At 72.5% G+C, this 17,867-nt stretch carries 21 protein-coding genes; 10 read left to right on the top strand and 11 right to left on the bottom strand.

The window, feature by feature from the left end; genetic code table 11:
* Positions 1–26 precede the first annotated feature (26 nt).
* Genes AB0B02_RS21900 through AB0B02_RS21890 form a run of 3 tightly spaced genes read left to right on the top strand, consistent with a single transcriptional unit; the run spans position 27 to position 1,784 of the window.
* The gene (locus AB0B02_RS21900) at positions 27–566 is read left to right on the top strand and encodes an NUDIX domain-containing protein (RefSeq protein WP_357302945.1); all 540 of its coding nucleotides are present in this window, start codon (positions 27–29) and stop codon (positions 564–566) included.
* Entirely contained in the window at positions 563–1,444 is an 882-nt protein-coding gene (locus AB0B02_RS21895; protein WP_357302942.1) for a sugar phosphate nucleotidyltransferase, read from the top strand. Before AB0B02_RS21900 ends, AB0B02_RS21895 begins: the two co-directional genes overlap by 4 nt.
* 52 nt (positions 1,445–1,496) lie before the next feature.
* A complete protein-coding gene (locus AB0B02_RS21890) occupies positions 1,497–1,784 on the top strand; it encodes an Lrp/AsnC ligand binding domain-containing protein (RefSeq protein ID WP_107159942.1) in 288 nt (95 codons plus the stop codon).
* Positions 1,785–1,847: 63 nt separating this feature from the next.
* Here AB0B02_RS21890 and AB0B02_RS21885 read toward each other — a convergent pair whose 3' ends face one another.
* The 5 genes from AB0B02_RS21885 to AB0B02_RS21865 all read right to left on the bottom strand — a co-directional run bounded on the left by AB0B02_RS21885 (position 1,848) and on the right by AB0B02_RS21865 (position 6,981).
* A complete protein-coding gene (locus AB0B02_RS21885; RefSeq protein WP_281936731.1) occupies positions 1,848–2,522 on the bottom strand; it encodes a DUF4142 domain-containing protein in 675 nt (224 codons plus the stop codon).
* 169 nt (positions 2,523–2,691) lie between these two features.
* On the bottom strand, positions 2,692–4,323 hold the full coding sequence (locus AB0B02_RS21880) for a cytochrome b N-terminal domain-containing protein (RefSeq protein ID WP_357302939.1): 1,632 nt from the start codon (positions 4,321–4,323) through the stop codon (positions 2,692–2,694).
* Entirely contained in the window at positions 4,320–5,408 is a 1,089-nt protein-coding gene (locus AB0B02_RS21875; RefSeq protein ID WP_357302936.1) for a Rieske 2Fe-2S domain-containing protein, read from the bottom strand. Before AB0B02_RS21875 ends, AB0B02_RS21880 begins: the two co-directional genes overlap by 4 nt.
* A 67-nt stretch (positions 5,409–5,475) precedes the next feature.
* Positions 5,476–6,309 carry a c-type cytochrome gene (locus AB0B02_RS21870; protein ID WP_107159950.1) on the bottom strand — a complete coding sequence of 278 codons (834 nt, stop codon included), beginning with the start codon at positions 6,307–6,309 and terminating at the stop codon, positions 5,476–5,478.
* A 72-nt stretch (positions 6,310–6,381) separates the two neighbouring features.
* Positions 6,382–6,981 carry a heme-copper oxidase subunit III gene (locus AB0B02_RS21865; protein ID WP_281936738.1) on the bottom strand — a complete coding sequence of 200 codons (600 nt, stop codon included), beginning with the start codon at positions 6,979–6,981 and terminating at the stop codon, positions 6,382–6,384.
* A gap of 126 nt (positions 6,982–7,107) precedes the next feature.
* On the opposite strand from AB0B02_RS21865, the gene AB0B02_RS21860 reads away from it, so the two are divergent.
* The 4 genes from AB0B02_RS21860 to AB0B02_RS21845 all read left to right on the top strand — a co-directional run bounded on the left by AB0B02_RS21860 (position 7,108) and on the right by AB0B02_RS21845 (position 9,972).
* Positions 7,108–8,076, top strand: a complete 969-nt coding sequence (locus AB0B02_RS21860; RefSeq protein ID WP_281938507.1) for a cytochrome c oxidase assembly protein — start codon at positions 7,108–7,110, stop codon at positions 8,074–8,076.
* A 47-nt stretch (positions 8,077–8,123) separates the two neighbouring features.
* Positions 8,124–8,522: a hypothetical protein gene (locus AB0B02_RS21855; protein WP_281936740.1), complete on the top strand. Its 399-nt coding sequence runs from the start codon at positions 8,124–8,126 to the stop codon at positions 8,520–8,522.
* A 78-nt stretch (positions 8,523–8,600) separates the two neighbouring features.
* The gene (trpD, locus tag AB0B02_RS21850) at positions 8,601–9,647 is read left to right on the top strand and encodes an anthranilate phosphoribosyltransferase (RefSeq protein ID WP_357302930.1); all 1,047 of its coding nucleotides are present in this window, start codon (positions 8,601–8,603) and stop codon (positions 9,645–9,647) included.
* 118 nt (positions 9,648–9,765) lie between these two features.
* Positions 9,766–9,972, top strand: a complete 207-nt coding sequence (locus AB0B02_RS21845; protein WP_281936744.1) for a hypothetical protein — start codon at positions 9,766–9,768, stop codon at positions 9,970–9,972.
* A 178-nt stretch (positions 9,973–10,150) separates the two neighbouring features.
* On the opposite strand, the gene AB0B02_RS21840 is transcribed toward AB0B02_RS21845, so the two are convergent.
* The gene (locus AB0B02_RS21840) at positions 10,151–10,579 is read right to left on the bottom strand and encodes a cytochrome c oxidase subunit 4 (RefSeq protein ID WP_281936746.1); all 429 of its coding nucleotides are present in this window, start codon (positions 10,577–10,579) and stop codon (positions 10,151–10,153) included.
* 10 nt (positions 10,580–10,589) lie between these two features.
* Positions 10,590–11,561 (bottom strand): cytochrome c oxidase subunit II, encoded by a 972-nt coding sequence (coxB, locus tag AB0B02_RS21835; RefSeq protein WP_281936748.1) that lies wholly within the window; start codon positions 11,559–11,561, stop codon positions 10,590–10,592.
* A gap of 170 nt (positions 11,562–11,731) precedes the next feature.
* Between coxB and AB0B02_RS21830 the strand changes: the two genes are divergently transcribed.
* Both AB0B02_RS21830 and AB0B02_RS21825 read left to right on the top strand, forming a co-directional pair.
* Positions 11,732–12,883: an aminotransferase class V-fold PLP-dependent enzyme gene (locus tag AB0B02_RS21830; RefSeq protein ID WP_357302925.1), complete on the top strand. Its 1,152-nt coding sequence runs from the start codon at positions 11,732–11,734 to the stop codon at positions 12,881–12,883.
* 56 nt (positions 12,884–12,939) lie between these two features.
* A complete protein-coding gene (locus tag AB0B02_RS21825) occupies positions 12,940–13,191 on the top strand; it encodes a sulfurtransferase TusA family protein (protein ID WP_357302922.1) in 252 nt (83 codons plus the stop codon).
* 40 nt (positions 13,192–13,231) lie between these two features.
* Here AB0B02_RS21825 and AB0B02_RS21820 read toward each other — a convergent pair whose 3' ends face one another.
* The 4 genes from AB0B02_RS21820 to AB0B02_RS21805 all read right to left on the bottom strand — a co-directional run bounded on the left by AB0B02_RS21820 (position 13,232) and on the right by AB0B02_RS21805 (position 16,608).
* Positions 13,232–13,795, bottom strand: coding sequence for an AAA family ATPase (locus AB0B02_RS21820; protein ID WP_281936754.1), 564 nt, complete (start codon positions 13,793–13,795; stop codon positions 13,232–13,234).
* Positions 13,792–14,766, bottom strand: a complete 975-nt coding sequence (locus AB0B02_RS21815) for a carbohydrate kinase family protein (RefSeq protein ID WP_281936756.1) — start codon at positions 14,764–14,766, stop codon at positions 13,792–13,794. The genes AB0B02_RS21820 and AB0B02_RS21815 overlap by 4 nt, the downstream gene beginning before the upstream one ends.
* A gap of 173 nt (positions 14,767–14,939) precedes the next feature.
* Positions 14,940–15,311: an iron-sulfur cluster insertion protein ErpA gene (erpA, locus tag AB0B02_RS21810; RefSeq protein ID WP_107159973.1), complete on the bottom strand. Its 372-nt coding sequence runs from the start codon at positions 15,309–15,311 to the stop codon at positions 14,940–14,942.
* Between the two features lie 136 nt (positions 15,312–15,447).
* Complete coding sequence (locus tag AB0B02_RS21805; protein ID WP_357302917.1) at positions 15,448–16,608, bottom strand: glycerate kinase; 1,161 nt, start codon at positions 16,606–16,608, stop codon at positions 15,448–15,450.
* Positions 16,609–16,651: 43 nt separating this feature from the next.
* Here AB0B02_RS21805 and nadA point away from each other — a divergent pair, with 43 nt between their 5' ends.
* Complete coding sequence (gene nadA, locus AB0B02_RS21800; RefSeq protein ID WP_357302914.1) at positions 16,652–17,827, top strand: quinolinate synthase NadA; 1,176 nt, start codon at positions 16,652–16,654, stop codon at positions 17,825–17,827.
* Positions 17,828–17,867 lie beyond the last annotated feature (40 nt).

Raw genomic sequence — 17,867 nt, 5'->3', positions numbered from 1 at the left:
GACCCGCCGGCCACTAGCCTGAACGCATGATCCCCCGCGCACGTGCCACCGGACGGGCCTTCGGCTACCGCCTCTTCTACCGGTTGCCGGTCCCGCTGCGGCGGCGGCTGGTCCGGCTGGCCGTGCCGAAGTACATCGTCGGCGCGGTCACGCTGGTCCGGGACGCGGAGGCCACCGGCGCGGGACGGATCCTGCTGCTGCGCCAACCCCCCGGCCACAGTTGGAGCCTCCCCGCCGGCCTGCTGCAACGCGGTGAGCCCCCGGTGGTCGGCGCCGCCCGGGAGCTGCACGAGGAGTCCGGCGTCCGACTCTCCCCCGACCGGCTCCGGCCCGCGGTGCCGAACGCGGTGGTGCACGCCAAGGGCTGGGTGGACGTGGTCTTCGAGGTGACGGTGCCGGCGTCGAGCACCACGCTGAAGGTGGACGGGGCCGAGGTGTTGGAGGCCGCCTGGCACCCGCTCGACGATCTGCCCCGGCTCAGCCGCGCCACCGCCAACCTGCTGGCCTACTACGGCATCGGCCCGCGCGCCGGCGAGGTCCCGCCGGCGACGCCACCGAGCGCGTGAACGGACCGGTCCCCGACTCGTCCGGCCCGGCACGCAGGGCCGAGGTGTGCGCGGTGGTGCTGGCGGCCGGCGCCGGCACCCGGTTGCGCCCGCTCACCGAGCGGGTGCCCAAGGCGCTCTGCCCGGTCGGCAACGTGCCGCTGCTCGACCGGGCCCTGGCCCGGCTCGCCGGCCTCGGCCTGACCGGCCCCGAACTGGTCGCGGTGAACGCCTGTTACCTGGGCGACCAGGTGACCGCGTGGGTCGGCGACCGGGCCCACCTCTCCGTCGAACCGGGCGAACCGCTTGGCACCGCCGGCGGCGTCGGCCGGCTGCGCGACTGGATCGCCGGGCGGGGCGTGCTGGTCGCCAACGCCGACGCGTACCTGGCCGACCCGGCGGCGCCACCCGGCCCCGACGTGGCCGCGCTGTGCGACGGCTGGGACGGGCGGAGCGTACGCCTGCTCGGTCGGCCGGCGGACGATCCGGCCGCCCCCGGCACCTTCGCCGGCCACCGCTTCGCCGGTCTGTCGCTGCTGCCCTGGCGGCTGGTCCGGGACCTGCCGGCCACGTTCGACGAGCTGGTCCGGGCGGTGTGGCGGCCGGCCGAGGCGGCCGGCGCGCTGACCGTGGTCCGCTACCGGGGGACGTTCTACGACACCGGCACACCGGCCGACTACCTGGCCGCCAACCTGCACGCCGCCGGTCCGGCCGGGCTGGTCGACCCGTCCGCGACGGTGGACGGGCCGGTCACCCGCTCGGTGGTCGGCGCCGGCGCGCGGGTCCACGGCGCGGTCGACCGGTCGGTGATCTGGCCGGGCGCGACGGTCGCCGCCGGGGAACGCCTCGACGGCGTGATCCGGGCCGGCGCCGACCTGACCGTCCCGGCCGCGCGGTGACCAGCGTGGGCTCTAGCATGGGGCTCGTCGCCGACGAACGGAGAAACGTCCCGTGATCACCGCGATCGTGCTGATCGACTGCGCCACCGACTCCATCCCCGAGGTGGCCGAGAACCTGGCCGCCCTGCCCGGCGTCAGCGAGGTCTACTCGGTGGCCGGGCACGTCGACCTGATCGCCATGGTCCGGGTCCGCGAGTTCGAGCAGATCGCCCAGGTCATCGCCGGGAGCATCTCCAAGGTGCCCGGTGTGCTCAACACCGAGTCGCACATCGCGTTCCGGGCCTACTCGCAGCACGACCTGGAGGAGGCGTTCGCGATCGGGCTGGCCAGCGCCGACTGAGACGCCGGTGGCCGGCCCACCCCGGCGAGGGGCGGACCGGCCACCGTCGGTCGTGCGGTCGGGTCAGCTCTGCGCGGGCGCCGGGGTCTCCGTGGTGCCCGGAGCGGGCTCCTCGGTTCCGGTGCCGCCCGGCGCGGACGACTCGGTGCCGCCCGGTGCCGGCGACGTGGTGCCGCCCGGGCTGGCCGTGCCGCTGGCGCTGGTCTGCGGCACCGGGACGCCCAGCGTCTGGGCCAGCGCCACCAACGCGTCGTAGTGCGCCTGCAGGACCGGCAGCGCGTCCTGGGCGAGCTGCACCACCGACTGCTCGGAGCCCTGCGAGATCTCCGTCTGGGTGGCCTGGATGGCCTGGACGTGGCCGGCGAGCTGGGCGGTCACCCACGCCTTGTCGAACTGGGCGCCGTTGAGCCCGTTCAGCTTGTCGAGGACCTTCTGCTGGTCGGCGGTCGGGTCGGCCGGCAACTGCACGTTGAGCTGCTGCGCGGTCGACTTGACCGTCTGGTCCAGTTGGGTGTGGTCCGTGACGAACATCTTGCCCAGGTCCTTGACCTGCTGGTTCTGGCCCTTCTGCTGGGCCAGGTTACCGGCGGTGATCTCGAACAGGTTGACCTGGTGCACCGCCTGCAGATACTGGGTGTCCTGCGTCGACGGCTGCGCCGCGGCCTGAGCCGCGGTGGCGGGCGCCAGCCCCACGACCACCAGCGCAGCCAGCAGACCCAGGCGTTTGATTCCCCACATGCGTTCCTCCCCCATGAGACGTCGGACCGCACGGATACCCGGCTGACCGGGGTTATTCCTGCGATTCCACCCGTCCGGGGCGCACCGATCCGCCGATCGGGCGGAGAAACGGACGTGGCGCCCGCCGGAGGAATCCGGCGGGCGCCACGGTCAGTCGTACCCGGAAGGGTCAGCGTCGGCTCTCGCCGCTGCCGACCTCCTTCCGCTCTCCTCGGGGCTCGACCGGCGGGTGGCCCGGCGAGACCGGCGCCTCGGCCGGCTTCTCGATCGGGTAGAAGAAGCCCCGGATGGCGGGCCCGAGGGCACCGAGCCGGTTCATCTTCTTGGGCACCACCCAGCCGACGTAGTCCAGCGCCGGCGCGTGGCCGTCGTGCCCGTCCGCCGACGTGAGCGGCTGGTGGACCTCGACGAACCGACCGTCGGGCAGCCGCTTGATGATGCCGGTCTCCACGCCGTGGGCCAGCACCTCCCGGTCGTGCTGCTGGAGACCCAGGCAGATCCGGTAGGTGACGTAGTAGGCCAGCGGCGGGATGACCAGCAGACCGACCCGGCCGGCCCACGTCATCGCGTTCAAACTGATGTGGAACTTGTCGGCGATCACGTCGTTGCCGCCGGAGAGCGTCAGCACGACGTAGAAGGCGACCGCCATCGCGCCCACCGCGGTCCGGGCCGGCACGTCCCGGGGCCGCTGGAGCAGGTTGTGGTGCTTGTAGTCCTTGAGGCGGCGGGCCTCCAGGAACGGGTACATCGTCGACAGGCCCACCAGGATGCCGGGGAGCACGACCGTCGGCCAGAACAGCGGCGGGATGACGTACCCGTTGCCGATCGGGATGTGGATCTCCCAGCCCGGCATGAGTCGGGTCGAGCCGTCGAGGAACATGACGTACCAGTCGGGCTGGCTGGCCGCCGAGACCACCCACGCCTCGTACGGGCCGAAATACCAGATCGGGTTGATCTGGAAGAGGCCACCCATCAGCGCGATCACGCCGAAGACGACCATGAAGAAGCCGCCCTGCTTGAGCGCGTAGCGCGGGAACATCCGCTCGCCGACCACGTTCTCGTTGGTCCGGCCGGGGCCGGGCCACTGGGTGTGCTTCTGCTTGAACACCAGGCCCAGGTGCACGCTGATCAGCGCCACCAGCAGGCCCGGGATGAGCAGCACGTGGGCGATGAAGAAGCGGCTGATGATGATCATGCCGGGGAACTCGCCGCCGAAGATCGACGAGCTGACCCAGGAACCGACCACCGGGATCGACAGGATGATGCCGGAGGCGATCCGCAGGCCGGTGCCGGAGAGGCCGTCGTCGGGCAGCGAGTAGCCGGTGAAGCCGGCCAGGAAGCCGACCCAGAACAGCAGCGAGCCGATGATCCAGTTGGTCTCACGCGGCTTGCGGAACGCGCCGGTGAAGAAGACCCGGAGCATGTGCACCACGATCGCGGCCATGAACAGCAGGGCCGCCCAGTGGTGCATCTGCCGCATGATCAGACCGCCCCGGACGTCGAACGAGATGTCCAGGCTGGAGGCGTACGCGGCCGACATCGGGGTGCCCCGCAGCGGCGCGTAGCTGCCGTCGTAGGTCACCTCGGTCATCGCCGGCTCGTAGAAGAAGGTCAGGAACACACCGGTCAGCAACAGCACCACGAACGAGAACAACGCGATCTCGCCGAGCAGGAAGGACCAGTGGTCGGGGAAGACCTTGTTCAGCAGCTTGCGCAGCGGCGTGGCGACCTGGAAACGGTCGTCCACCGCCCCGGCGGTCTTGGCCGGCAGCGCGGCCGCATCGAACTTTCGGCGCTTCATGGCCGCTCCCAGAAGTCGGGACCGATGGTCTCGGTGTAGTCGGACCTCGCCACGAAGAAGCCTTCCTCGTCCACCTCGATCGGCAGCTGCGGCAGCGGCCGGTTCGCCGGGCCGAAGATCGGCTTGGCGTTGTCGGTGATGAGGAACTGGGACTGGTGGCAGGGGCAGAGCAGCCGGTTGGTCTGCTGCTCGTAGAGGCTGGCCGGGCAACCGGCGTGCGTGCAGATCTTGGAGAACGCGACGTAGTTGCCCCACATGTAGTCGCCGCGGCCCTTGCGCTCGTTGGCCGCGCGCGACTTCTGCGCGTCGTCCTCGCGCAGGTGGATCAGCAGGGTCGGGGAGTCGGCGTGCCGGTTGCTGACGCCGCCCTCGATGCCCGGGAACACGGTGAGCTGGCCGCCGACGCTGACGTCCGCCGGGCGGATGGGCCGGCCGTCCTCGCGGATCAGCCGGATCTTCTCACCGCCCTCGGCCGGTGCGAAGCCGGTGGTGAACATCTGGTTGTTCTTGTGCGGCTGCTCGATCAGACCACCGATCAGCGGCGCCGCGGCGACCGCGCCGACCGGCGCCAGGCCGGCCAGCAGCGAGATGCCGAGCAGCGGACGCCGCTTCACGCCCAGTTCGTCGGCCAGGTAGAGCATGGTCTCGCCGGTGATCTTGCGATCCTCCGGGTTGCCGCCCTGGTCGTGCCGGTCCTGGATCGAGACCTCCTTGGGCAGCAGCTTCTTGCCCCAGGTCAGGATGCCGAAGCCGATGCCGAGCAGGGCCAGGCCCAGGGTCAGGCCGAGCAGCGGCGTGTAGAGCTTGTCGCCGCCGCGACCGGCCTCCCACTGCCACGGCCACCAGATGTAGATCACCAGGAAGGCGGTGGCGGCGACGCCGGTCAGCAGGAACATCAGCGCGACCGTGCGGGTCAGCCGGCGCTCCGCCTTGCTGCCCGGGACGACCTGCTCCTCGTAGTGGACGATCTCGATGTCGTCCCGCCGGGCGCCCTCCTGGACGATGTCGAACCGGGAGAGCCGGGGGTCGTACACGTCGACCGGCTCCGGACCCTGCGGGGCCTGGTGCTCGGTGTGGGTGCTCATGCCGTCACCTCGCTACGCGTGGCGCCGGTGGCCGGCACCAGGGCAATGATACAGATGTTCGCCTCGGTCACGACTTGCCCGCGATCCACAGGCTCGCGAAGACCAGCGCGACGATGCCGACCAGGAAGATCGCCAGACCCTCGGTCGACGGGCCGTACCGGCCCAGGTTGAAACCGCCCTGGTCCTGGTCGCTCTTCAGCGTCTCCTGGATGTAGGCGATGATGTCCGCCTTCTCCTGCGGAGTGATCTGGTTGTCGCCGAACACCGGCATGTTCTGCGGGCCGCTCAGCATGGCGGCGTAGATCTGCCGGTCGCTGGCCGGCTTGAGGCTCGGGGCGTACTTGCCGGAGGAGAGCGCCCCACCGCCGCCGCCGAACGCGTGGCACTGCGAGCAGTTGATCCGGAACAGCTCGCCACCGGTGGCCATGTTGGCGCCGTCGCGCAGGTTGCCCGACGGCACCTGCGGGCCGCCGCCGAGCTCCTGGATGTACTGCCCGAGCTGGCGCACCTGCTCGTCGGTGAACTGCGGAGGCTTGCGCATGGCCTGCGCCTCCTGCCGGGCCATCGGCATGCGGCCGCTGCCGACCTGGAACTCCACCGAGGCCGACCCGACGCCGATCAGGCTCGGGCCCCGACCCTCGACGCCCTGGGCGTTGCGACCGTGACAGGTCACGCAGCTCACATCGAACAGCGCCTTGCCCTCGTTACCGGCGGCGGTCAGCGGCGGGTTGTCCTGCGCCTGCACGCCCGGGGCGAAGACGGTGTAGGCGCCGCCGGCCAGCATCAGCGCGGCGGCCAGCCGGACCGCGGCACCCAGCCGGCGGCGGCCCCTGCTGCGCGCCACGGGCCGCCCGCGCAGCCGCGCGAGCAGACCGCGTCGGCGGTCGTTGTCAGAAGTCATGACCTGTGTCCTTAACCGGTTGGACCTTGTCTCAGGGGACGGAGCAGCGGCGCGGTTCGGAACGCGCCAAGATCACTGAAGCCAGTAGATCATGGCGTACAGCCCGATCCACACGACGTCGACGAAGTGCCAGTAGTAGGACACCACGATCGCCGAGGTCGCCTGGGCCGGCGTGAACCGACCCATGGTGGTGCGGACCATGAAGATGATGAAGGCGATCAGCCCGCCGGTCACGTGCAGACCGTGGAAGCCGGTGGTCAGGTAGAACATCGACCCGAAACCGTCTTCGTTGATCTTGACGCCCTCGTGCACCAGGGTCCGGTACTCGTTCGCCTGACCGAGCACGAAGATCAGACCCATCACGAAGGTGATCGTGAACCACCGACGCAGGGCGTGGACGTCACCCTTCTCGGCCGCGAAGACACCGAGCTGGCAGGTCACCGAGGAGAGCACGAGGATCACCGTGAAGGTGGTCGCGTACGGGATGTTGAGGACCTCGGTGTGCTTCTCCCACTGCTCCGGCGCCGCCGCGCGGATCGAGAAGTACATCGCGAACAGCGCCGCGAAGAACATGAGTTCGCTGGAGAGCCACACGATCGTCCCGACGCTGACCATGTTCGGCCGCGTCAGGGAGTGGATCCGGCTCTTGTCAATGGCTGGGGCCGCAGTCACGCGGTCATTATTGCCCTTGACCGGGACCGACGATCAGCGGGGTGGCAAACCGGTGCCCGCAGTGGCCCGATCGTGGTCGTCCGCTTCGCCTGACCTACCCTGAAAAGCGTGCTGCACGTCGATCAGATCCTCGCCGTCACCTCGGCCGCCGCCCCGGCGACCCTGGCGGCGGGAGGCGAGGCCGCCCCACCGCCGTTCACCGTGGCCCGGGTGCTCACCGAGACCCGGCTGGAGAGCTGGCTCACGCTGGGCCTGGTGCTCGCCGCCGGGCTCTACCTCTACGGGGTGCACCGGTTGCGGCTGCGCGGCGACCGGTGGCCGGTGCTGCGTACCGTCGCGTTCCTCGGCCCCGGGCTCGGCGGCATCGCCGCGGTCACGGTCAGCGGGCTCGGCGCGTACGACACCGCGCTGCTCTCGGTGCACATGGTGCAGCACATGGTGCTGTCGATGATCGCGCCGATCTTCCTGGCGCTGGGCGCCCCGGTGACGCTGGCGCTGCGCACCCTGCCGGTGCGGCCCCGCAAGCGGCTGCTCGCGGTCGTGCACAGCCGGGTGGCCCGGGTCTACACCTTCCCGCTGGTGGCGTTCGCCATCTTCGTGGCGAACCCGTTCGTGCTCTACTTCACCAACCTCTACGAGTTCACGCTGCGCCACGAGTGGGCGCACGAGCTGGTGCACGCGCACTTCATCATGACCGGCTGCGTCTTCTTCTGGCCGCTGCTCGGCCTGGACCCGCTGCCCGGGCGCTGGCCGTACCCGGCCCGCGCGCTGCTCATGCTGCTCTCGGTGCCGTTCCACACCGTGCTCGGGCTCACCATCATGCAGAGCACCACGCTGCTCGGCGGCGACTGGTACCCGTCGCTGAACCTGGCCTGGTCCGATCCGCGCAACGACCAGGTGGTCGCCGGCGGCGTCCTCTGGGCCGGCGGCGAGTTCGTCAGCGTCACCATGCTGGCCGTGCTGGTGGTGCAGTGGATCAAACAGTCGGAGCGTGAGGCCCGCCGGCTGGACCGCGAGCTGGACCGCCAGGAGGCCCGCCAGCGCGCGGCCGAGGCGAACGCCGGGGCCGGGACCGGGCCCACCGGCGGAATGTGACGACCGCTACGATCAGCGGGCAGCTACGAGGTGGGAGCCACGTCACGATGAGCGATCGTCTTTGCACCGTCCTGCTCTACAGCGACGACCCGAAGGTCCGGGACCGGATGCGGCTCGCCGTCGGCACCCGGCCGGCGCCCGGCATCGAGATCGAGTTCGTCGAGGCGTCCGACTACGCCGGCTGCGTCCGGCTGGTCGACGACTACGAGATCGACCTGCTCCTGCTCGACGGCGAGGCGAGCCCGGGCGGCGGCATCGGCATCGCCCGGCAGATCAAGGACGACCGGGATGACGCGCCGCCGACCTGCGTGGTGCTGGCCCGCGCCGCGGACCGCTGGCTCGCCGCGTACGCCGAGGTCGACGCCACGCTGACCCACCCGCTGGACCCGGTGCTCGCCGGCAGCACCGTGGCGGAGCTGCTGCGCCGCACCCACGCCGCCGCCTGATCCACCCTGCGGCGCCACGGCGACGCGGCCGTGGCGCGCCCCCAACCGCTTCACTTCACGCCGCTCGGGAGGCCCGCCATGGGCGAACGGACCTGGCCGCTTCTGCTCAACGCGCTGCTGCGCGGCGAGGAGCTCTCCGCCGCCGACACCGCCTGGGCGATGGGCGAGATCATGGCCGGCTCGGCCACGCCGGCGCAGATCGCCGGCTTCGCCGTGGCGCTGCGCACCAAGGGTGAGACCCCGGCCGAGCTGGGCGGCCTGGTCGAGACGATGCTGACCCGCGCCGTGCCGGTCGAGCTGCCCGAGGAGGTGCGCGCCACCGCACTCGACGTGGTGGGCACCGGCGGCGACCTCGCGCACACGGTCAACATCTCCACCATGGCGGCGCTTGTGGTCGCCGGCGCGGGTGTCCGGGTGGTCAAGCACGGCAACCGGGCCGCCTCCTCCTCCTGCGGCACCGCGGACGTGCTGGAGCAGCTCGGCGTGCCGCTCGACCTGGCTCCGGAGCAGGTGGCCCGCTGCGTCACCGAGGCCGGGATCGGCTTCTGCTTCGCCGCCCGCTTCCACCCCGGCATGCGGCACACCGGCCCGGTCCGGCGCGAGATCGGCGTGCCCACGGCGTTCAACTTCCTCGGCCCGCTGACCAACCCGGCCCGGCCCCGCGCGGGTGCGGTGGGCTGCTTCGACCGGCGGATGGCGCCGGTGATGGCCGCCGTCTTCGCGGCCCGCGGCGACTCGGCGATCGTGCTGCGCGGCGAGGACGGGCTGGACGAGTTCAGCACCGCCGCGCCGACCCGGGTCTGGGTGGCGCAGCAGGGCGCCGTCAGGGAGTCGGTGCTGGACGCGGCGGAGCTCGGGGTGCCCCGGGCCACCCTCGCCGACCTGCGGGGCGGAGACGCCGTCCACAACGCCGAGGTGGTCCGCCGGCTACTGGCCGGCGAGACCGGCCCGGTGCGCGACAGCGTGCTGGTGAACGCCGCCGTCGCCCTGGCCACCCAGGGCCCGCTCGACGGCGACCTGCACGCGGCGCTGCGGGTCAACCTGGAGCGGGCCGCCGAGGCGGTCGACTCGGGCGCCGCCGCAGCGGTGCTGGACCGCTGGCTGGAGGTCGCGCGCTCCGCCTGAACGGTGGCTGTCGGACTCCCGTGCCAAACTACAGGGGAGTAATTTTCCGTTTTCGGTTGATAGCTCTGTCGGTCGGTGGCGTCCGCCCCGGCCGGCACCGGAGCGAGAGGAGACGCCCGTGTCGGACCGCGAACTCTACTGCGACCTCTGTGAGGGCGTCGTGCTGTTCGAGACGCCGCACTGCGGCGACGGGCACGGCGCCGACTGCCCGGAGCTGGCCTGCACCGGCTGCGGCGCGGCGGTGCTGATCGCCGCCGGCACGCTCCGCCCCGCGACGCGGTCCCGCCGGCGCGTGCCGCGCCCCGCCCACCGCCACGCCGCCTGACCTCACCCCCGCGCCGCCCCGCAGCCGGCCCGCAGTTGGTGATCATGAGGTTGGCGGCGACAGTTCGGACAGTCGACGCCGCCATCGTCATGATCGACGAGTTGGGGGCCGGAGCGTGGGAAGCAGCAGGCCCGCACCCCCGGGAGGGGGCGCGGGCCTGCGGCGGAGCTGGTGCGGGTCAGTGCTCGGCGGTGCGGCGGGTGCCCGAGTAGTACTCGAAGAGCAGCCCGCAGGCGGCGAAGACCACCGCCACCAGGCCCAGGCCCAGCAGCCAGAACTGCCAGAACACGAGCCCCAGGCCGGCGATCGCGGCGGCCAGCGCCAGGCCGAACGGCCAGTAGCTGCCCGGGCTGAAGAAGCCGATCTCACCGGCGCCGTCGGCGATCTCGCCGTCCGCCCGGTCCTCCGGGCGCAGGTCGATCCGCCGGGAGACGAACCAGAAGAAGCCACCGCACATCGCGCAGAGCAGGAAGGAGAGCAGCAGCGCCACGGTGCCGACCCACTCGACGTGACCGCCGCTGTCGCCGTACGTCCAGGCGCCGTAGAGCACGGTCGCGCCGAGAAGGAACGTGGCGATGGTGAGGAAGATCTTCCACTCGGTCTTCATGCCGAACCCCTCAGCTTCCCGCGCCGGCCGACGCGTCGGACGGGTTGAAGTTCGCGGTGTTGCGCCGCGTGTCGAACGGCTTGGTCTCGGTGGCGTACTCGGGCTCACCGATCGCCTTGAGCGCGTCCTGGGTCGAGTTGCCGGACTTCTTGGCGGCCAGGAACTGGTCGAACTTCTCCGGCGAGACGACCCGCAGCTCGAAGTTCATGAACGCGTGGTAGCTGCCGCACAGCTCGGCGCAGCGGCCGACGAACGCGCCCTCCTGGTCGATGCTGGAGACCTCGAACGTGTTGCGGACGTTGCCCGGCATGACGTCACGCTTGAACAGCAGCTCCGGCACCCAGAACGAGTGGATGACGTCGCGGCTCTGCTCCTCGAACCGGATGGACCGGCCGCTCGGCAGCACCAGCACCGGGATGACCTCGCTGGTGCCCAGCGTCGAGGCGACCGTGTTCGCGTCCCGGCCCTGGCCGTCGCGGTAGTTGAACTGCCAGTTCCACTTGAACGCGACGACCTCGACGGTGACGTCGGGGTTCTTCGTCTCCTTGTTCACGTCGGTCTGCACGACCGCGGTGTAGTAGAAGAGCACGGAGACCACGAGGATCGGCGCGATGGTGTAGAGGAACTCCATCGGCAGGTTGTAGCGGGTCTGCACCGGCAGCTCGCTGCCGCGCTTGCGGTAGCGGACCACGCACCAGAAGATCAGGCCCCAGACGAACACGCCGACCGCCAGCGCCGCGATGCAGGACGCGATCCACAGGTCGTACATCCGGTGCGACTCGGGCGTGATGCCACCCTGCGGCCAGCCGAAGCCGCCGAACGTCTTGCCGACGTCACAGCCGGTGAGCGCGACCAGCAGCGCCGCTCCACCGAGACCGAGCCCGGCGAGTCGACCAGCACCACGCCGCCGGCGCCCACCGGCCCCCGGGGAGGCGCTGTGCCGTACGGCCGACGGCCGTACCTCCGAACTCCTTGCGACCACCTGGTCCTGCCTCCCTAGCGCGCCGCGGCGGTTGTTTTCCTGACACCGACGGCAAAGGCGTCACCGACGGTCGCAGATTACTCGACCATGGCGGGCCAGGCGGTCTTGGGGTCACTGTCCGCCCCCTTCGGGGAGATCGTGGGCGGACCCGGGCGATAGCGTTGAGGACCATGAGCGCCTCCCCCGTCTACCTGGACGCCGCCTCCGCCGTCCCGCTCCATCCGGTCGCGCGGCAGGCGCTGCTGGCCGCCCTGGACGACGGCTGGGCCGACCCGGCCCGGCTCTACGCGCCGGCCCGCCGGGCCCGCCAACTCCTCGACGCCGCCCGGGAGGCCGCCGCGCAGACACTCGGCGTCCGCGCCGACGAACTCTCCTTCACCCCCAGCGGTACGGCCGCCGCGCACGCCGCCGTGCTGGGCGGACTGGCCGGGCGACGCCGGGCCGGTACGACGCTGGCGCACTCGGCGATCGAACACTCGGCGGTGCTGCACGCGGCCCAACGGCACACCGCCGGCGGGGGCGACGCGGTCTCCGTACCCGTGGACCGGCTCGGCCGGCTGGACCTGGACGCCTGGGCGACGGCGGTGACCGCCCCCGGTGTGGCGCTGGCCGCGCTGATCGGGGCCAGTCACGAGGTCGGCACCGTGCAGCCGGTGCCGGCCGCGGCCGAGGTGTGCGCCGAGGCGGGCGTCCCGCTGTACGTGGACGCGGCCCAACTGGTCGGCCGGGCGCCGCTGCCGGCGGGCTGGTCCGTGCTGACCGCCAGCGCGCACAAGTGGGGCGGCCCACCCGGCGTCGGCCTGCTGGTGGTGCGCAAGGGCACCCGGTGGGAGTCGCCGTACCCGGCCGACGAGCGGGAGTCGGGGCGTACCCCGGGGGTGGTGAACCTGCCGGCGGTGGTGGCCGCGGCGGCGAGCCTGCGCGCGGCGGTGGCCGACGCGGCGGCCGAGGCGGCCCGGCTGGCGCCGCTGGTGGACCGGGTCCGGGCCCGGGTGGCGGCGGAGGTGCCGGACGTGGAGGTGGTCGGCGACCCGGTGGACCGACTCCCCCACCTGGTGACGTTCTCCTGCCTGTACGTGGACGGCGAGGCGCTGCTGCACGCGCTGGACCGGCGCGGCTTCGCGGTCTCCTCCGGCTCGTCCTGCACCGCGTCGACGCTGCGCCCGTCGCACGTGCTGGAGGCGATGGGGGTGCTGTCGCACGGCAACGTGCGGGTGTCGCTGCACCGGGAGACCACCGAGGCGGACGTGGAGCGGTTCCTGGCCGAACTGCCCGGCATCGTCGCCGACCTGCGCGCCGAGGCGGGGGTGTCCGGCCTGTGAACTCCGCGGACGAGCCCGGTCCGGCGAGTCCCGCAGCCGCGGACGAAGGCGAGCCGGTGAGCGCGGGGAGCGAGCCGGACGAGGTGCTCGACTGTCGGGGCCAGCGCTGCCCCCTGCCGGTGATCAACCTGGCCCGCCGGCTGCCCGACCTGCCGGCGGGGGCGGTGGTCCGGGTGCTGGCCGACGACCCGGCGGCGGCCGTGGACATCCCGGCCTTCTGCCGCATGCGCGGCCACGAGTTCGTCGCCGCCCACCCCGACGCCGGCCCCGCCTACGACGTGCGGGCGCAAGGAAGGGCCCCCGCTTAACGCCTGCGGTAGAGGAGTGCGCCCCGGTTAACGGGGATGCTCAGGTGAGGTAGGCGAGGATGCCGGGGAGGGGGTCGGTCGCCACGGCGGTGTCGACCACCAGGCGGGGGCCGATCAGCGGCTCGTACTCGGCGCGGCGTACCAGCGTCTGCTCCCAGGTCGCGGGCGCCTGCCCGCCGGCTGGCCGGGCCTCGACGCGACGCCGGTGCTCCGCCTCGTCACCGCAGTGCACCTCGATCACCCGCAGCGGGACGCCGGCCCGTTCGGCCAGGTCGTGCCAGAGGCCGCGGGCGGACGCGACCGGGTTCACCGCGTCGATCACCACGCTCAGCCCGAGGCCGAGCTGCACCTCGGCGAGCCCGGCGACCGCGCCGTACGCGGCCATCCCGGGCACGTCGCCGACCAGTCCGTAGTGGCCCAGGGCCCGCTCGACCGGGTCGACCGGCAGGACCGGGACGCGCAGCGCGGCGCCGACCCGCACGGCGAGCGTGCTCTTGCCCACGCCCGGCAGCCCGGCGAAGGCGACAAGCAGCGGCCCTCCGCCCGAGCCGGGGCGGGCCGCCGCCGGGCCCACCCCGCCGGTCGGGCCGGCCGGGACGCTCACAGCAGGTGCGGCCGGACGTCCTCGGCGGCCGCGTCCCCGTACGACTCGGCGAGCCGCTTCACGAACAGGTCCCGCCGGACCTCGTACTCCTGGCCGCCGAAGTTCTCCAGCACCAGGGTGGCCAGCAGGCAGCCGACCTGGGCGGCGCGCTCCAGCCCGACGCCCCAGTCGAGCGCGGCGAAGAAGCCGGCCCGGAAGCCGTCGCCGACGCCTGTCGGGTCGACCGCCTGGATCTCCCGCGCGATCGGCACCCGGATGGTGCCGATCTCCCGGCCGGCGATCTCCACCCCGTGCTTGCCCAGCGTGGTGACCCGCACCTTGACCCGGTCCAGCAGCTGCTCGTCGGTCAGGCCGGCCTTGCTCTGCAGCAGCGACTTCTCGTACTCGTTGGTCATCAGGTACTCGGCGCCCTCGACCAGGCCGAGCACGTCCGCGCCGTCCATGCGGGCGAGCTGCTGGGACGGGTCGGCGACGAAGGCGTAGCCGCGCTCCCGGCACTCGGCGGAGTGCCGGATCATCGCGGCCGGGTCGTTGGCGCTGACCAGCACCAGGTCGAGGCCGCCGAGGCGCTGCGCCACCGGGGCCAGCTCGATGTTGCGGGCCTCGCTCATCGCCCCGGCGTAGAAGGACGCGATCTGGCACATGTCGGTGTCGGTGGTGCAGACGAAGCGGGCGGTGTGCGCCACGTCGCTGACGTGCACCGAGTCGCAGTCGACGCCGTGCCGCTCCAGCCAGGACCGGTAGTCGGCGAAGTCCGCCCCGACGGCGCCGAGCAGCACCGGACGCAGCCCGAGCTGGGCCATGCCGAACGCGATGTTGGCCGCGGTGCCGCCGCGCCGGAGCACCAGCTCGTCGACGAGGAAGGAGAGCGAGACCTTGTCGAGCTGGTCCGCGATGAGCTGGTCGGCGAAGCGGCCGGGAAAGCTCATCAGGTGGTCGGTCGCGATCGAGCCGGTCACGGCGATCTTCATGTCAACCCTCGTGGTCGGGAGCACGGCGCGGTCAGACTACCGGGCGTCCCGGCGCTCCGGCCGATGTCGGTCGTGAACCGGCCGTTCACCGCACGTTCGCGTAGTAACGAAAACGGCGGAACCACCCCGGAAGGGATGGTTCCGCCGTTCGGCAGGCGTTTCGGCCCGGCGACTCAGCTGAACGAGTCGCCGCAGGCGCAGGAGCTGCCGGCGTTCGGGTTGTCGATGGTGAAGCCCTGGGCGTCGATCCGGTCGGCGAAGTCGATCGTGGCGCCGGTCAGGTAGGGGGCGCTCATCCGGTCGACGACGACCTCGACACCACCGAAGTCGGTGACGACGTCACCGTCGAGCGACCGCTCGTCGAAGAAGAGCTGGTACCGCAGGCCGGAGCAGCCACCCGGCTGCACGGCGACGCGGAGCCGCAGGTCGTCGCGGCCTTCCTGCTCGATCAGGGCCTTGACCTTCTGCGCCGCGACGTCGGTGAGGACGACGGTGCTGGGGGCCTCCTTGGCCTCGGTCGACTCGGTCTGCGCTGGCGTGGTCACGTGGAAGTCTCCCTGCGCGGTATGAGGTCCGGACGTACTGGCCAACGCCGCACGTCCGCCAGTATTCCCGGTGGTCCGCCTCCGATCGTACGCCGCTGTCGGCGTGATCACCCGGCGGCGTGACCAGCGGAACGCCTCAGCGGCTCCACTGGCCGGCCAGCCGGGCGCCGAGCGCGCGCAGCCCCTCGGCCGGCCGCTCCATCGCCGCCGCCACTCCCCCACGATCCTCACCGCCGAAGTGCTCGACCAGGCTGTGCGCCTCGGTCACGCCGGCCGCGGCGGCCTCCCGCCGCCCGGTGCTCACCCGTCCCGCCAGCACCACGCACGGCACACCGCGGTCGCGGGCCGCCCCGGCCACGCCGGCGACCACCTTGCCGCGCAGCGACTGGTGGTCGAAGGAACCCTCGCCGGTGATCACCAGGTCGGCGGCGTCCAGCGCGGCGTCCAGCCCGACCGCGCGGGTGACCAGGCCGATGCCCGACTCGCGCCGGCCGCCGAGGGCCAGCACCGCCGCGCCGAGGCCGCCGGCCGCGCCGCCGCCGGGCAGCGCGCCGAGGTCGGGTGGGCACCCGGGCAGCGCCTCGACCAGCACGGCCGCCCAGCGCTCCAGCGCGGCGTCCAGCAGCAGCACGTCCGCCCGGTCGGCGCCCTTCTGCGGCCCGAAGACGCTGCTCGCGCCGTGCAGCCCGAGCAGCGGGTTGTCCACGTCGGTGGCGGCGACCAGCGTCGCGCCCCGCAACCGGGGTACGCCGTCGAGCGCGGCGACCCCGGCCAGCGCCACCCCGCCGTACGGCAGCGCCCGGCCGTCCGCGTCGAGCGGGGTGACGCCGAGCGGGACGAGCATCCCGGCGCCGCCGTCGTTGGTGGCCGAGCCGCCCAGCCCGAGCACCACGGTCCGCGCGCCCGCCTCGACCGCGGCGGCGACCAGCAGTCCCAGCCCGTACGACGTGGTGGCCTTCGGGTCCCGTTCGGCGGCGGACAGCAGGTGCAGGCCGCACGCCTGCGCGCTCTCCAGGTACGCCACGCCGTCGTCGGTGAGCAGGATCTCACCGGCCGCGGGACGGCCGAGCGGGTCGACCGTGGGCACCGCCAACCGCCGCCCGGGCAGCGCCCCGGCGAGCACCTCGACGAACCCGGGCCCACCGTCGGCGAGGGGCCGGAGCAGCAGGTCGTCGTCGGGGGCGACGGTCCGCCAGCCCTCGGCCACCGCGGCGGCCACCTCCGGGGCCGACAGGGTGCCGGCGAACTTGTCCGGGCAGAGCAGCATCCGCATGCCGAGCAGTGTGGCAGGCCACATCCGTGGCGGCTGCGCGGTGGCCGGGCTGTGGGACCATGGGGACGTGACTTCGACCTGGGTTGAGCCCTCCAACACGGCCACTGCGCTGCTGCTCCTCGGCCGCGGCAGCGATCCCGCCACCGAGCGTGGCGTGGAGTGTCCGGGTGACCTCCCCGCGCCGAGCGATCCCGACCTGGTGGCCCGCGCGACCGCCGCGAAGGCCGCGCTCGGCACCAGAGTCTTCGTGCTGGGCCACCACTACCAGCGCGACGAGGTGATCCAGTTCGCCGACGTGACCGGCGACTCGTTCAAGCTGGCCCGGGAGGCGGCGGCCCGCCCGGACGCGGAGTACATCGTCTTCTGCGGCGTGCACTTCATGGCCGAGAGCGCGGACATCCTGACCTCGGACGCGCAGAAGGTGATCCTGCCCGACCTCGCCGCCGGTTGCTCGATGGCCGACATGGCCGTGTTGTCGCAGGTCGAGACCGCCTGGGAGACGCTGACCGACCTGGGCGTGGCGGCGGACACCGTCCCGGTGACGTACATGAACTCCTCGGCCGACATCAAGGGTTTCGTCGGCCGGCACGGCGGCGTGGTCTGCACCTCGTCGAACGCCAAGCGGGCGCTGGACTGGGCGTTCGAGCAGGGCCGCAAGGTGCTGTTCCTGCCCGACCAGCACCTGGGCCGCAACACGGCGGTGCTGGAGATGGGCTTCTCGCTCGACGACTGCGTGCTCTACGACCCGCACAAGCCGGGCGGTGGGCTCACCGCGGAGCAGGTACGCGACGCGAAGATGATCCTGTGGCGCGGGCACTGCTCGGTGCACGGCCGGTTCACCCTCGACAGCGTGCACGACGTGCGGGCGCGGGTGCCCGGCGTGAACGTGCTGGTGCACCCGGAGTGCCGCCACGAGGTGGTCACCGCCGCCGACCTGGTGGGCTCCACCGAGTTCATCATCAAGGCCATCGAGGCGGCCCCGGCCGGCTCGGCGTGGGCGGTGGGCACCGAGCTGAACCTGGTCCGGCGGCTCGCGCTGGCCCACCCGGACAAGCAGATCATGTTCCTCGACCGGGCGGTCTGCTACTGCTCGACGATGAACCGGATCGACCTGCCGCACCTGGTGTGGGCGCTGGAGGAGCTGGTCGCCGGCCGCGTGGTCAACCAGATCACGGTGGACCCGGAGACCGCCGGGCACGCCCGCGCGGCGCTGGACCAGATGCTGGCGCTGCCCGGCGCCTGATCACCCTCGGTGAGATCGCTGGCACGGAAACGTACCGGAC

This window comes from Micromonospora sp. NPDC049240 (genome assembly GCF_040647835.1).
Taxonomy (GTDB): Bacteria; Actinomycetota; Actinomycetes; order Mycobacteriales; family Micromonosporaceae; genus Micromonospora.
Note: the sequence above shows the minus strand (reverse complement) of the source record. Positions and strands in the feature narration are given on the sequence as shown.

Excerpts from the sequence above, each read along its gene's own strand:
- AB0B02_RS21900 (WP_357302945.1), top strand. The coding sequence starts at position 27 with ATGATCCCCCGCGCACGTGCCACCGGACGGGCCTTCGGCTACCGCCTC.
- AB0B02_RS21885 (WP_281936731.1), bottom strand. The coding sequence starts at position 2,522 with ATGTGGGGAATCAAACGCCTGGGTCTGCTGGCTGCGCTGGTGGTCGTG.
- AB0B02_RS21880 (WP_357302939.1), bottom strand. The coding sequence starts at position 4,323 with ATGAAGCGCCGAAAGTTCGATGCGGCCGCGCTGCCGGCCAAGACCGCC.
- AB0B02_RS21875 (WP_357302936.1), bottom strand. The coding sequence starts at position 5,408 with ATGAGCACCCACACCGAGCACCAGGCCCCGCAGGGTCCGGAGCCGGTC.
- AB0B02_RS21870 (WP_107159950.1), bottom strand. The coding sequence starts at position 6,309 with ATGACTTCTGACAACGACCGCCGACGCGGTCTGCTCGCGCGGCTGCGC.
- AB0B02_RS21855 (WP_281936740.1), top strand. The coding sequence starts at position 8,124 with ATGAGCGATCGTCTTTGCACCGTCCTGCTCTACAGCGACGACCCGAAG.
- trpD (WP_357302930.1), top strand. The coding sequence starts at position 8,601 with ATGGGCGAACGGACCTGGCCGCTTCTGCTCAACGCGCTGCTGCGCGGC.
- AB0B02_RS21840 (WP_281936746.1), bottom strand. The coding sequence starts at position 10,579 with ATGAAGACCGAGTGGAAGATCTTCCTCACCATCGCCACGTTCCTTCTC.
- AB0B02_RS21830 (WP_357302925.1), top strand. The coding sequence starts at position 11,732 with ATGAGCGCCTCCCCCGTCTACCTGGACGCCGCCTCCGCCGTCCCGCTC.
- AB0B02_RS21815 (WP_281936756.1), bottom strand. The coding sequence starts at position 14,766 with ATGAAGATCGCCGTGACCGGCTCGATCGCGACCGACCACCTGATGAGC.
- AB0B02_RS21805 (WP_357302917.1), bottom strand. The coding sequence starts at position 16,608 with ATGTGGCCTGCCACACTGCTCGGCATGCGGATGCTGCTCTGCCCGGAC.